Source organism: Agathobaculum sp. LCP25S3_E8 (assembly GCF_052117165.1).
GTDB lineage: Bacteria > Bacillota > Clostridia > Oscillospirales > Butyricicoccaceae > Agathobaculum.
The window spans coordinates 1-13,496 of the sequence record NZ_JBQKJR010000035.1 but is presented as its reverse complement, the minus strand read 5'-3'; the positions used below and the strand labels follow the sequence as shown (position 1 = coordinate 13,496).

The window sequence follows — 13,496 nt, the reverse complement described above, 5'->3', positions numbered from 1 at the left end:
TTACTGCCTCTCTCCTTCATCCTGCATATTTTCCATGTCGGATAGCACGTAAGTTTTATCTATCCGCACCGCTTTATTCTTTTGAAATACACCCATCTTGCCGTCGAACCATCGCTTTCCACCAATATTCAAAAAGATTTTTGAATCTTTTGGCTGATCCAGAAAGATTACATCACCAACATGCAGATGGTATATATCCTCCATCCGTAGGGTGGTATGCTGAAATTCCGCTGTAATCTCCAAATCTGAACCACGCAAGTAATCCATAATCTCTTCGCTATCATGTTGATTCGTCTGCCTGATGCTTGCCGTTTCCCGGTTCATCAAGCCGAACACATCACTGATCATGGTACCCGGCAGAACAATGCTAAAGCGTCCTCTACTCACCGGAGTACGAATCGTGATGCCAACAATGACGACAGCCTCTTCCAATCCGATTAACTGTACCAATGTAGGGTTAACCTCAACCCTCTGGAATTTAAAATTAAGATCGATATAATTCTTCCACGCACTGGACAGGCTGTCAATCAAATTATTCATGAGGTCCGTATACAGACGCAATTCAATGTCCGTATACTGATAGTCCGAACTCACTTCTCCCTCGGTTTCTCCATCTCCACCGAGCAAACGGTCAAGCATACTCAACATGATGCCTGTCGTAATATGAAAGAGAATCGGTTCCTTTTCCGCCGTATCATCAAACGAATCCTCTGCCAGCGTTAATACGTCTCGCTCTGATAAGGCGTTTGAAAATTCAAAATATCGTTGTTCTTCTACCGAATCAACCTCTAACTCGCACGACATATGCAACAACGCATTCAGCCGAGAGGATAAAATACGCACATAGCTTTCAAAAATACTGCTGATCATCTTCAAGCGATCCCGCGTGAATTTTTTCGGGCTATAGAAATCGTATTTTGGATACTTCTTTTCCTCAGAATTATCCTTTTCGGTCGTTGTCATGTCCATGTCACCGTTTCGAGCGGCAGCAAGCAAGGCGTCGATCTGACTTTGTGATAAAACTTCAGACATTCATAACAAATCCTTTTACTCTTAACTCTACTCGGCTCCGCCTTCGCGTATCGTAAAATACTTTTCCACGCTGGTTTCCGCACTGTCCGGATTCATGCCGGTAATCATAATCTCTACACGGCGGTTTTTGGCTCGCTCTGCATCGGTATCAAAGCCGGCAATCGGACGCCACTGTCCATATCCGACACTGACCAACTTATCCGGATCAATCACATTTTTTTCCTGCAGATATACCGTTACCGTTGCTGCACGGTTGGAGGAAAGAAAGCGGTCCACTGTAGGATTATTGGGTTTTGATGGATCGCCCTGTGAGGTATGACCCATCACGCGCATCTCATCAATCAGATCGCTCTGCGGTGCAATTGCGTTTGCCACCTCATCGAGCATACGCTTTCCCGAATCCAACAACACATAGCTGTCACCTTCAAAAAATACTGCATCGCGGAACGTAATAAATACATAGTCTGCACCTTGAGTGATCGACATCTGCTGCTGCAGATTATTCTTATCACTGTATTCATTGAGCGCCATTGCAATTTGATTGAGTGCCGCCGTCACGTCCTGCTGCGAAATCTGGTCGGCATCCTTTTCATCATTCTCCTGACCAGTTCCCTGACCGGGCGTACCCATTGTTTCCGATGTAGTTTCACGCTTAAAGCTTTGCACAATCATAGCCCATTTTGTTTCATTGATGGTGGACATACTATACAGCAGAACGAAAAAGCAGAGAAGCAGCGTGACCATATCGCCATATGTATCCTGCCAGTTAGCTCCGCCCCCACCCTTTCTCCGTCTTTTCACATCTGCGACTTCCTTTCTCTTGCTACTGAAGCTGGACGCTTATTCCGATTCTTTTCCTCGGCCCCCGCGTCCTTTTTTCTTCTCAGAACCGCCACCTGTCGCATTCTGCTCCAGATAACCCTCCAGCTTTTCGCGAATGAACTTCGGATTTTCACCGGACTGAATCGCCATAACACCTTCAACAATCAACTGTCTGCAAAGGCATTCTTCCTCATCGCGAGTACGCAGGTTGTTGGCAATCGGGTTGAATATAAGGTTGGCCAAAATAACACCATAAAAGGTGGTAATCAATGCAGTACCCATATCCTTACCAATGCTGGAAGAACCATTTTCCGGATCCATATTAACCAGCATGTTAATCAGACCGATCAGCGTACCAACCATACCAAAGGCCGGCGCAGCGGCGGATGCCTTTTCATACATGGATGCAACATCATCGTGGCGCGTGCTCAGCTGCTCAATATCGCTCGTCAGCATATCCCGCACCTTATCGGAATCGTTGCCGTCGACGATCAGCATAATGCTTTTTTTGAAAAACGGGTCTTCCAACTGATTTGCACGTTCTTCCAACGCCAGCAGGCCGTTTTTACGGGCGATCTGCGCAAATTCAACAACCTCGTCAATCACTGCCGTTGGGTTGAATTTTTTTTGGTTAAAAATAATTCCCAAATGCTTTGGAAACTTTGCAAGCATCTTTCCGGGATGACCCGCGATAATGGTTGCCAACGTGCCACCCAATACGATGAAAACACTGGCTGCATCAGCAAAGTTCGCTAACTGCCCAAACTGAAAGAGGCCTAAAACAGCGCCTTCTCCACTACCAAGTGACATACCGATTATCAGCAGAATAAATCCACCGACAATACCCAAAATAAATGTTAAATTCATTGTCTTACATGTCCCCCAATCTGAATCCGTCTAAAAGACGAGTTGTCAGAATGCAGTTCTATCTATATTCAGTCTCCGCGTTTATCGGAGATCGAGATTTCACGGTAAATATCCCGCACTCTTGCGGTGTAGTTTTCAATCTGGCGAACCACCGCCTCCGGCGTTTCCCTTACAATGTAATAATCATGATTCATCATAATGATTTTGGTTTCAGGAATCATCTCAATTGTTTCAATCTGCATATGGTTTAGCAAAAATGGTTCCCTGTTTAATTTAGTCAGCCGGATCATGTCATTCACCTTTCCCCACTTCAAAAGATTTTAGGACTCGGGGAGCGTAACACACGCCCCCCGGCCGCCTGTCTTTACGTGATATAACTCTTCAAAGAGAACAATTACCGCTTCATGCTGACCAAATCGGACAACATTTCATCTGTAACAGTGATAATTTTGGTATTGGCCTGAAAACCGCGCTGCGTTGTAATCAAATCAGCAAATTCCGTTGCGATATCCGTCTTGGAGGATTCCAAGCCACCGGACAAAATCTGCGTATCGCCTGCACCCGTCAAGGTGATCCGATCGGGATTCGTATCATTTGTATTATTATTCAAATCACCCGTCACAGCCCCGCCGCAGGTACCAACAACAACATCGCCTGCGTTATTGCCCGCCTGATAGTAGCCATCACTCAGTTTAGTAAGACCATTGGGGTTAACGACGCTGCCAATCGGAATGATGCCGACGGTGACCGCAACATTATCCTGCGTTACCGCAGTAATAACACCATTCTGATCGACACTCAGGTTAACGCTCTGTACATTAACACGCTTACCCTCATCAACAGCAGTGCCACCAATATCCGTGGGATAAGTTTGCGCATTTGTGTCAGCTGCAATCTCAGGATACAGCGCACCGCCTTCTTTAATACCCGTAGTGGTATCGCTTGCCGGTGCCATAACTGGTAACCGAATCGGACGCAGGCAGGTATCCCACTTCACACTACCATCAGCATTTTCAGCCATGGTACCATCCGCATCACCCTGCGGCATAAAACCGTAAACACAATAGCCGTTACTATCAACCAGATAGCCGTCTTTATCCAAACCGAAATTGCCAACTCGTTTGAGAGTCAGATTGTTCGGATCCGGCTCATAACCAATCGCCGGATCCGGCTTCGGGCCAACCATAAAGAAGCCATTGCCATCCAGATACAGATGAGAATTAATGCCGGTCGGTGCATAGGTACCACCGGTCATATTCAGATCAATCGAGGCAACCTGAGAGCCGTAACCGATCTGCGATGCGTTGGTACCGCCATATTGGTTTCCGCCCGCCGTACTGTTGCTGATCGAAGTATACATGGACTCACTGAACGAAGTAACGCCCGGCTTAAAACCATATGTATTGGCATTAGCGATATTGTTGCCAATTACATTCATTTTCTGCATGTGGGTCTGCAAACCCGCAATTGCAGCGTACATAGAACCTGTCATAAGTTTTATTTGCTCCTTCCAATTCATACGGCGCAGTCGGAAACCGGTCATACGGACAGGCTTCCAAAGCACCCTAAAAAGGACCTGCTTTCTTACTTGAGAAGAACAGCACCGTCTATATTGGTAAATACATTGTCACGCATCTCATCTTGTGAAATAGCTGTAATCACTCTGTTTTGCGGCACATTCACGATAAATGCACGTCCTGCATCCAGCACCAAAATATTTTTGGCACCTTTTTCCTGCGCTTTACCGACAGAATACGCAAGCTGGCTCATCAGATCGTCGGTCATTTCAATGCCCCGCTCCTCTGCGCGCTGCTGTGCATGCTTGGAGAATTCCACGGTCGGCGTTGTCTGCTGTTCCGTACCAAGCTGCTCCATACGCTGCCGAAGCAGATCACCAAACGTACCCGTTGAGGCTTGCATCGTCTGCTGCACCTGCTGGCCAAGCGAACTGCTGCCACTAATTCGGTCGATCATATCTTATCGCCGTCCTCACCGGATCCCGTCGTATCAGAACCTCCGGTTCCTTCGGTTCCATCCGTTCCTTCCGATGGTGTTTCCTCTGTCGGCGGCAACTCACCAACTGCCATAATGGAGCTGAGAGCATATGATTTGCCATTCACAAAAATAACCTGCTCGCCGTTATACGTTCCTGTACCTGTCACTTCGCCTACAATTTCCTTCAATCCGCTGGCGCTGGTATATTCGCCGATCGTAACCGTTTTGCCAACCAGTGAAGCCGCATAGGACATCGTAGCCGCATCCGTCATGGTAGCCATAGCCTGAATCGTCGACATCGAAATCAACTGATTCATCATATCGCTCGTGGAAGCCGGATTATCAATATCCTGATTCTGGAACTGCACAATCATCAGCTGAAGGAAATCCTCCATTGTCAGCGTCAGATTATCCGCGCTGCTGTCCTTCAAATAGCCAACGTTATTGTCCGTATCTGAACTTGAGGTCTTCGTAGTCTGCGTATTGGTAGAATACGTACTCTGATTAGAAGTTCTAGCTATCGTGGGGGTAAATAAATCACTCATTGTATGTTCTCACTTCCTTTCCATCAAATCGTATCCAGTTGATAAAGGCCTAAGCGCAGCTGCCCCAAAAAGCTGTCCTGCTCCGCCTTGCTCTGCTGCGGATGGGATTGCTGTTCCTGCTGCTGCCGGTTCTGCTGATTGTGACCATCATACTGCGGCTGCTCCGGCTCCTGCTGTTGCACCTGAATGTGAACCGTTTGACCGGTACGGTCTTCCAGCAACGCACCCAGATTGCCCGCATGCTGCGCCAACAGCAAAGTAGTCTTTGCGCTATCCGCATAAATCACAAGCCCAAGCTTGCTGCCATGCTGCGCTAACTCAATCGTAATGCGACCGAGATTCTCCGGTTGCAGCTGAATTTGAACCTTATCGCCTACAGTGCTCAGATTCGCCTTAATGGTATCTGCAAGCTGCTTTTCCATATCAGGCGCATTGACATCCACTGTCGGCGTAGCATCACCCACCTTAACCGGTACCGTCTCCACATCACGGAACAAAGGCTGTTCCTGCTGCGTCATAACAACAGGCTGATCGTCCTGCTGGTTCGCTTCCACCAGCTTCTGTCCGGCTGCAGTATCTGCAGTCGGCTGCTGCTCGGTATGCGATGCTGCATCTTGCAACCCTTGCTGCTGCACGCCCTCCTGCGGTACAACAACCTCAGAAGTGGGCTGTGCCTGCTCAGCCGCCATCTGCTGCGGAACCTGTACTGTCGGCTGCGCAGTCTCCTGCTGTAATACAGGAACCGTCGTTTCTGCTGCAACTGCCGTCTGCACAGTCTGTGTAACAGCTGCATCCACCGTGGGCATAGCGGATACCATCATATTATCCACATTCTCCTGCGCTGGCTGCTGCACCGCAACATCCTGCACTACATACGGCTGGAACAACATAGCCGTCAATGCCTGCCGCACATCATCCGATACTTCCGTAACATTCTCCTGCGGAGTTTGCTCGGTCTGCTGCACCTTGTCATTCTGAGTCGGCTTGGACTGCGTCTGCTGGTTATTCGAGTTGGTTTTGTTAGACGATACCGCTTCTTGCTTTTGCGACATCATATCCTGAAAAGAATCTCCATTCGAATCCTTGCCTGCACCCGAACCAGACACCTGACCTTGCTGCATCATCAACTGCATCATCATGTTGATCTGCTCCATATTCATTCCTCTCTCACCTCCTTTCACCTGAGAATAAAGACAGGCGCGGCATGAACAACAACGCCCGCAGTATCCACTTAATGGACAGCCGCGCCTGCCATCACACGGGCATTGGATACAAACTCATCAATAAACTGCTCTTCGCTCTTCTGCACGGATTTTTGATAAAGCTTCCACTTTTTCTCTTTGAGTTTTTCAATCGTCGCCTTATCTGTTTTGGCATGAATTACTTCATTCCGCTTGCTTTCTTCTTCTCTTTTACGCAAAGCAAGTGTCTCCCGTGCTTTTTCGATTTCTTTCTCCTGCACGCGCAGCATCAGGTCATATCCAACTGCGTCTGCAATCGTCATCCCCTGCTGCTTTCTGTCTCGATATTCTTCGTTGACTTCATCAAACCGCTGCTGCAATGCTGCGACAACCGCCTCCTGTTCACGCACACGCGCAATCGCGGCCGCATGCTCAATGCGAAGCGTATCCAGAAGCTGCTCTCGATAATGCAACACCGTCTCCATGGAAAAACGAAACTTCTTCATTGGAATCATCCCCTTTTCTTTCGTATTCCCTTACGAATCACTGTAAAATCGACTCCAACTGATGCAGGCTTTCATCATAACTGAAAGATTCATTAATTCCCTGCATCAAAAACGCGTTGATCTGATCAATTTTGGAAATCGCATAGTCCAGTCGCGGGTTTGTTCCTGCCTTATAAGCACCGATGGATAACAAATCCTCGTTTTTTTCGTAAACGCTCAGGATATCACGCAATTTACTGGCCAGCTCTCTGTGTTTGGGAGAAACAATCTCAACCATCAAACGGGAAATACTCGCCGAAACATCAATCGCCGGGAAATGGTTTGCGTTAGCCAGTTTACGAGACAAAACGATATGACCATCCAGAATACCGCGGACAGTATCGGCAATGGGTTCGTTGGTATCGTCACCCTCTACCAGCACGGTGTAAACACCAGTGATGGAACCGCGTTCAAAATTGCCGCTTCGCTCCAGTAATTTGGGAAGCTCTGCGTAAATAGACGGCGTATAGCCGCGTGCCACTGGCGGTTCACCGACTGCAAGGCCGATTTCACGCTGCGCCATGGCAAAACGCGTCAGAGAGTCCATCATCAGCAGAACATCTTTGCCCTGATCCCGAAAATACTCCGCAATGGCCGTCGCAACCGACGGACATTTCATGCGCAACATGGCAGGCTGGTCAGAAGTTGCAACCACCAGTACTGAACGACGCATACCTTCCTCGCCCAAATCCTTTTGGACGAATTCGAGCACCTCACGTCCACGTTCGCCAACCAGCGCAATCACGTTGATGTCGGTTTTTACATTCTTTGCAATCATGCCCATCAGCGTCGATTTACCGACGCCCGATCCAGCAAAGATACCGATACGCTGTCCCTTGCCAATCGTCAGCGTGGAATCAATGGCACGCACACCGAAATCCACACGCTCCCGAATCGGCGGACGCGTTAACGGGTTAATATATGGGCTGTCCACATAGTAGCTGTCTCCTTCCGGAAAAGGTTCCAGTCCATCAATGGGCTTTCCCATGGCATTGATGATTCTACCGCGCAGGAAATCTCCTACCTGCAAACGCAGCCGACGTCCGGTATTGCGAACGAAGCTGCCGGGTGCAAGTCCATTCATATTCTGATACGGCATCAGCAGCATGCGGTCGCTCTTGAAACCGACCACTTCAGCCAACACCTGACTGTTTGACTCCGCAGAGTAGATACGGCAAATATCGCCGATCGCCCCGCGACCACCCGACGCTTCGATTGACATACCAACGATGTTCTCGATTTTGCCGGTACGGCTCAACATATCGCCGTCTTTAATTTGTTGAATGACTTGCTCAAACATAGGTTTTCTCCCCGAACAGGCTATGAAAAGTTCTCATGGATGACCGAACGAATATTTTCAAGCTGCGTTGACGCGCTTGCATCAATGATCTCATCCGGCATTTCCACAATACAGGTTCCTGTTTCGGCATCCCGCATGGGTACGATTTTGATGTGATCGGATAAGCTGGACAATGCCGCTGTTAGGGACGGATCGCTTTGCGCGACCCCCTTCACATCACAATCTGCAACATATATCTGCACCCATTCGCGACGCTTCATTTTTTCTGTCGCTGCAATAATCATGCGTTTGATGATCTCCTCGCTGCTTTTCAAGCTGACGTGGATCACCTTTTCCGCAACGGCTACAGCGACATCCAAAAGCTCGCCGCTGAGTTTATCAATTTTTTCGTCACGCATATTATTTGCCTGTGTCAGAAAGCGCTGCACCGCCTCCACAGATTCCTGTGCCGCTTTGCGCGTTGCGGCAGAGGCTTCTTCCTCGCCTTTGCGCTGACCTTCCACATAACCCTGATTGTAGCCTTCCTCGGATGCCTGCTGGTGAATTCGTGCCACTTCCGCTTCGGCAGCCTGTTTGGCCTCTTCTATAATATGCTCTGCCTGTGCCCGTGCATTACGGATTAATTCATCTGCCTGTGCCTGTGCCAGCGACAGCGCCTGTTCAAAGCTGCCGCCTGCCGGCTCCTGTATTTCTTGTTCCTGCTCTTCCGCCTTGGCGGCATGAGCCTCCTTAGCTTGCTCTGCAGGTTTTTCATCCGCCGCATCGTCACTGGGAACGTTTTCTTTGAGGCGGATCATTTCCTCCAGCTGACTTACTAACTGTTCCTCATCCGGCAGCTCGTATTCTTCAGCCTTCGGTTTCATGAAATACTTCAGAATACTAGGCAATGATCTCATCCTTTCCGCCCTTCAGAATAATGATTTCATTGCGTTCTTCCAGATCACGAATGATACCAACAATACGCTGCTGTGCCTCTTCCACATCACGAATACGAACATTGGTAGTAATTTCGAGGTCCTCTTCGATATTCTGACGCATACGCGTAGACATATTGGTAAACAGCTTGTTGGCAACATCCTTGTTTGCGCCCTTGAGTGCCAGAACAATATCGCGCATATCGCAATCGCGGACAAAACGCTGCACAGAACGATCGTCCATATGTACGATATCCTCGAATACGAACATACGCTTGCGGATCTCTTCGGCCAGCGTACCGTCGTTCTCCTCCAAGCCGTCGAAAATAGCCTTTTCGCTCGAACGCTCCAAATTGTTCATAATTGCAGCGATATGATCCAGACCGCCAATCTGTACATTCTCCGTAACAATCAGGCTGGAGAACTTCTTCTGCAGCTCGTCCTCGATCATCTTTACTGCCGTCGGCGATGCACTCTCCATACGTGCAATACTCTTTACTACGCGCAGCTTCTTTTTAGGCGGCAACTCCTCCAAAACCGCAGCTGCCTTATCAGGGTCCACATATGACAGCACCAGCGCGATCGTCTGCGCGCGCTCATGCTGCAGCGTGGACAGCAAAGTTTTCGCATCCGTCTTGTTGAGGAACGAGAAAGAACGATTGCTCAGTGCCTTGGTGACCTTGCTCAACAGCTGCTCCGCTGCCTGATCGCCAAAAGCCTTTTGCAGTACCGAACGGGCATATTCCATGCCGCCCTCGGTAATAGCCTTGTTGGTCAGGCACATTTGATAAAAGTCTTCCAGTATTTGCTCCGTTTGCTCCGGATCAATATAACCGAGCTTTGCAACTTCAATGGTCAGCTGCTCCAGCTCATCCGAATTCATGTACTGATAAATCCGGGATGCCTTTTCTGTGCCAATGGCAACAATCACGGTTGCCGCTTTTTGTGCGGGCGTCAACTCTTGCTCAGCCATTTGCACCCTCCCCTCTCAGCCATGTACGAATCATCTGGGCCGCAATTTCCGGATTCTCCTCCGTAAACTTGCGAATCTCCTGCTTCAATTCCATACTCTTCTCGTTCTTAATCTCCAGAACATTGTCAATCTGCTCCTGTGCCTGCTCAGCAGCTGCGGCCTCTTGTGCTGCAAGTTCCTCAGCCTGCTGCGCCAGCAACAATTCTTGCGCCTTCTTGCGACGCTTCGAACGAATTATCAGCAAGACAATCAGCAACAGCAGCAGTCCAAATACGCCTGCACCAACATACAGCGCCCATTTGGGAATCTGCAGACCCGAAAGGAGCGGCGCGGTTGTATTGTTTGCATCCGGATTGTAGAACGGTGCCACCAACACATTGATTTTATCCGCTTGCTGATCCGTCGAAATACCAGCCGCACGCGCAATATGACTGATGAGCTGTGCGGTACCCACATTACCGGCAGTATCCTGATTGATGGTAACCGCGATCATCACATCAGTTACAACACCAAAATTCTGCTCACTCTGCTGGGTAGTGGTATTGACATTCATGTCCTCCGTACCACTGTTTTTCAGATACTGCTCATTGCCGTTTACGACATTCTGCGACTCCATATAAGTCGGAATATCGGCATTGGTCGGTGTGCCAACCGTACCGCCGTTTGCCGCGTCCTCACCGCGTACCAGCTCCTGATCGTACTCACGGTGTCCGATGATACCCTCGCCATCCGGTGCCCCTTCCGGCGTGGTGTACTCGGTTGTCTCCTGTACGCGGTGGCTGACGTCTACCGTACTGGTTACGCTGACACGCACATTGTCCGTGCCGTAAATCGGACTAAGTGCTTGCAATACTTCATTGCGAACACGGTTATTGACCTGATTCTCCAGGCGCAACTTCAGGTCCGATGCGGATGCTGTCGAAGTATCCGTACTCCCCGGCGTATAGCTGTTGCCGATGGAGTCCGTAATCGTTACGCTTTCAAAATCCAAGCCTTGCACACTATGCGCAACAAAGTTACCGATTGCATCGACATAACTGTCCGGCAAAGCCCCGCCATCCTGCATCTCAACAAAAACAGCAGCAGTTGCAGGCGTTGCATTATCACTGTCCAGCACATAGCGCTGATCTGAACCAGGAGAAATATCCACGACTGCATTCTTAACACCCGAAAAGTTCCGGATAACCGCAGCCATACGATCCTGCAGTTCATAATTCTTCAAGGTTTCCCGATCGGATTCGCTCGACATCATGCCGACGTTATCCAGATAAGTACCGTACAAGAAGCCGCTCTTGGGATACCCGTCCACCAGCAGTTTGGCCTGTAAATTAGCAACCTCTGCCTCCGGTACCTTGATCGTGTCACCCTCTATTTTATAATCTGTTGCACCATATTCATCCAACTTACCGACAATCGCTGACGCTTCATCGGTTGTCAGTCCGGTGACCAGCGTTTCATACGGCCGATTGTTCAAAACCAATGCAAGAGCAACGGAAACAGCTATAACCACGATCAATGCGACCACGGTAATTTTAATATACTTGGACTTGTGTTCCCCAACATATAAGTCTTTAACCTTTTTTAGGCCGCTCTGAAATTTCTCTTTCACTATCTTATCCGCCTCATCCCAGAGTTTCCCTCATCCTGGAGGGTTCGCAGTTGCATTATATGCTCATGCGCGAAATTTCACTATAGGCATCCAATGCTTTGTTCCTCAATTCTGCAAGCAACTGGACAGAAAGCTGCGCTTTCGTACCGGCAATCGTTGCAATTGCCGGGTTATCCAATTGACCGGTTGCGAGTAAGTACTGTGCCTGATTATACTCTGCATCGGTTTGCTTTACATCATTAATCGCATTCTGGAACACATCTGCAAACACCGGAAAACCGTTTTGCGAAGAAGCTGTATTATCCTTTGAAGCTGTTTTATCCAGAGAAATCGAATCCCACAAGGGCTGTATCGAACCAATTGCCGCCATTGTATTTGCCTCCTTATTTATTTACCAATATCTAGTGCGCGTGTGGCAACCGTTTTTAAGGTATTAAATGCCGTGACATTGGCAGAATACGCCTGTGTTGCCGCCATAGCATCCGTAATTTCCTTAACCAGATCCACATTTGGCATTTCAACATATCCATCCGCATTTGCATCCGGATGACTCGGATCATACTGCAACTTAAAAGGGCTGGTATCCTCCACGATCTGCGTGACACGGACACCGCCCGTTTGTGACAAATTGTAAGTTTGCGCGGGAACATCACCCGCAGCTTGTGCGAGCACTTGGCGAAATGTATCCCTTCCTCCATCTGCTTCCATCACCACCATTTTACGTTGATAGGGGCCTTCTCCCCCTTCTACGCGTGTGGTATTGATATTTGCAACATTTTCTGAAACGACATCTAACCGAAGCTGCTGTGCTGTCAATGCAGAACCGGTAATATTCATCGAGCTTAGAAAAGCCATAACCAATTTCCCCTTCCTTTACTGTCCGCGGATAGCGGTACGAATCAGCGAAAGATCCGTAGAGATCGCATTCATTACATGCTGCTGCTGCAGAGCGTTTCTGGCCAACTCAATACTCTGCTCCGTCGCATCCACACCATTACCGTCCATGCGGGCGGTTTCATTGTCTGCAACATGTATTGTAGCTTGAGTATTCTCCAATGCATCCCTCATATCTGATGCACTGCCGTTCGACGCAGCCTGTAACCGCGACCGGAATGTTTCCTCAAAGGTAACATATTTGGTTTTGTAATTCGGTGTCTCCACATTAGCGAGATTATCCAAAATCGCCGTCTGCTTTGTCCATAAGAAGTCCATAGAACGCTCCATCATTAAAAGAGCATTGTTGGTTATTGAATTCATTTTACCGGACCTCCTGTATCAGCGTAATTGTTCCAATCTAAAGATTTATATATATATTGTACTATAGATTGTTGACTTTTTCAACCACTTTCGACATCAATTTGCTGCATCACTTGGCATATTACATAATAAAAGAGATTTTAAGCTAATTTACGCATTTTTGGTATATAAGATGGAATATTCCGAGCAATTTGCTTATATTTTCATTCCCGGGGTTGTAATAACCAATAATCATTTGTTAATTTTGTCAAAAGTATGCAGCATAATATATTTTTCAATATATTGCAATATACTAACATGTGGCTCTAATCTATTGATTTTCCAAAAGAAAAACGGATTCGACATTAGGCCTTGTTTTAAAAATTGCAGAGTATTGCATCATTTCAACAAAATGGCGATAGCGCCAATGTAAACGAAGGCAAGGAATGAGGAGTCGAGCTTATCATAGCGGGTGAA

The 13,496-nt window shown here is 48.1% G+C and carries 16 protein-coding genes; all 16 read right to left on the bottom strand.

What is annotated here, in order from left to right; genetic code table 11:
- The 16 genes from ACTQ34_RS11790 to flgB all read right to left on the bottom strand — a co-directional run bounded on the left by ACTQ34_RS11790 (nucleotide 1) and on the right by flgB (nucleotide 13,040).
- Nucleotides 1–1,032 (bottom strand): flagellar motor switch protein FliM, encoded by a 1,032-nt coding sequence (locus tag ACTQ34_RS11790; RefSeq protein WP_441363996.1) that lies wholly within the window; start codon nucleotides 1,030–1,032, stop codon nucleotides 1–3.
- 27 nt (nucleotides 1,033–1,059) lie between these two features.
- Entirely contained in the window at nucleotides 1,060–1,833 is a 774-nt protein-coding gene (locus tag ACTQ34_RS11785; protein WP_441363995.1) for an OmpA/MotB family protein, read from the bottom strand.
- Nucleotides 1,834–1,872: 39 nt separating this feature from the next.
- On the bottom strand, nucleotides 1,873–2,721 hold the full coding sequence (locus tag ACTQ34_RS11780; protein WP_441363994.1) for a motility protein A: 849 nt from the start codon (nucleotides 2,719–2,721) through the stop codon (nucleotides 1,873–1,875).
- 68 nt (nucleotides 2,722–2,789) lie between these two features.
- Entirely contained in the window at nucleotides 2,790–3,011 is a 222-nt protein-coding gene (locus ACTQ34_RS11775) for a flagellar FlbD family protein (protein WP_441364014.1), read from the bottom strand.
- A gap of 104 nt (nucleotides 3,012–3,115) precedes the next feature.
- A complete protein-coding gene (locus ACTQ34_RS11770; RefSeq protein ID WP_441363993.1) occupies nucleotides 3,116–4,213 on the bottom strand; it encodes a flagellar hook-basal body complex protein in 1,098 nt (365 codons plus the stop codon).
- Nucleotides 4,214–4,305: 92 nt separating this feature from the next.
- The gene (locus ACTQ34_RS11765; RefSeq protein WP_441363992.1) at nucleotides 4,306–4,695 is read right to left on the bottom strand and encodes a TIGR02530 family flagellar biosynthesis protein; all 390 of its coding nucleotides are present in this window, start codon (nucleotides 4,693–4,695) and stop codon (nucleotides 4,306–4,308) included.
- The gene (locus ACTQ34_RS11760) at nucleotides 4,692–5,261 is read right to left on the bottom strand and encodes a flagellar hook capping FlgD N-terminal domain-containing protein (RefSeq protein WP_441363991.1); all 570 of its coding nucleotides are present in this window, start codon (nucleotides 5,259–5,261) and stop codon (nucleotides 4,692–4,694) included. The genes ACTQ34_RS11765 and ACTQ34_RS11760 overlap by 4 nt, the downstream gene beginning before the upstream one ends.
- A gap of 23 nt (nucleotides 5,262–5,284) precedes the next feature.
- A complete protein-coding gene (locus ACTQ34_RS11755) occupies nucleotides 5,285–6,421 on the bottom strand; it encodes a flagellar hook-length control protein FliK (RefSeq protein ID WP_441363990.1) in 1,137 nt (378 codons plus the stop codon).
- Between the two features lie 71 nt (nucleotides 6,422–6,492).
- Entirely contained in the window at nucleotides 6,493–6,948 is a 456-nt protein-coding gene (gene fliJ / locus ACTQ34_RS11750) for a flagellar export protein FliJ (protein WP_441363989.1), read from the bottom strand.
- Nucleotides 6,949–6,985: 37 nt separating this feature from the next.
- Entirely contained in the window at nucleotides 6,986–8,287 is a 1,302-nt protein-coding gene (gene fliI, locus ACTQ34_RS11745) for a flagellar protein export ATPase FliI (protein ID WP_373163145.1), read from the bottom strand.
- A gap of 20 nt (nucleotides 8,288–8,307) precedes the next feature.
- On the bottom strand, nucleotides 8,308–9,150 hold the full coding sequence (locus ACTQ34_RS11740; protein ID WP_441363988.1) for a FliH/SctL family protein: 843 nt from the start codon (nucleotides 9,148–9,150) through the stop codon (nucleotides 8,308–8,310).
- A gap of 16 nt (nucleotides 9,151–9,166) precedes the next feature.
- On the bottom strand, nucleotides 9,167–10,174 hold the full coding sequence (gene fliG, locus ACTQ34_RS11735; protein ID WP_441363987.1) for a flagellar motor switch protein FliG: 1,008 nt from the start codon (nucleotides 10,172–10,174) through the stop codon (nucleotides 9,167–9,169).
- Nucleotides 10,167–11,783: a flagellar basal-body MS-ring/collar protein FliF gene (fliF, locus tag ACTQ34_RS11730; protein WP_441363986.1), complete on the bottom strand. Its 1,617-nt coding sequence runs from the start codon at nucleotides 11,781–11,783 to the stop codon at nucleotides 10,167–10,169. Before fliF ends, fliG begins: the two co-directional genes overlap by 8 nt.
- A gap of 55 nt (nucleotides 11,784–11,838) precedes the next feature.
- The gene (locus ACTQ34_RS11725; RefSeq protein ID WP_441363985.1) at nucleotides 11,839–12,153 is read right to left on the bottom strand and encodes a flagellar hook-basal body complex protein FliE; all 315 of its coding nucleotides are present in this window, start codon (nucleotides 12,151–12,153) and stop codon (nucleotides 11,839–11,841) included.
- A 17-nt stretch (nucleotides 12,154–12,170) separates the two neighbouring features.
- Complete coding sequence (flgC, locus tag ACTQ34_RS11720; protein WP_441363984.1) at nucleotides 12,171–12,638, bottom strand: flagellar basal body rod protein FlgC; 468 nt, start codon at nucleotides 12,636–12,638, stop codon at nucleotides 12,171–12,173.
- Between the two features lie 18 nt (nucleotides 12,639–12,656).
- The gene (flgB, locus tag ACTQ34_RS11715) at nucleotides 12,657–13,040 is read right to left on the bottom strand and encodes a flagellar basal body rod protein FlgB (RefSeq protein WP_441363983.1); all 384 of its coding nucleotides are present in this window, start codon (nucleotides 13,038–13,040) and stop codon (nucleotides 12,657–12,659) included.
- Nucleotides 13,041–13,496: the final 456 nt, after the last annotated feature.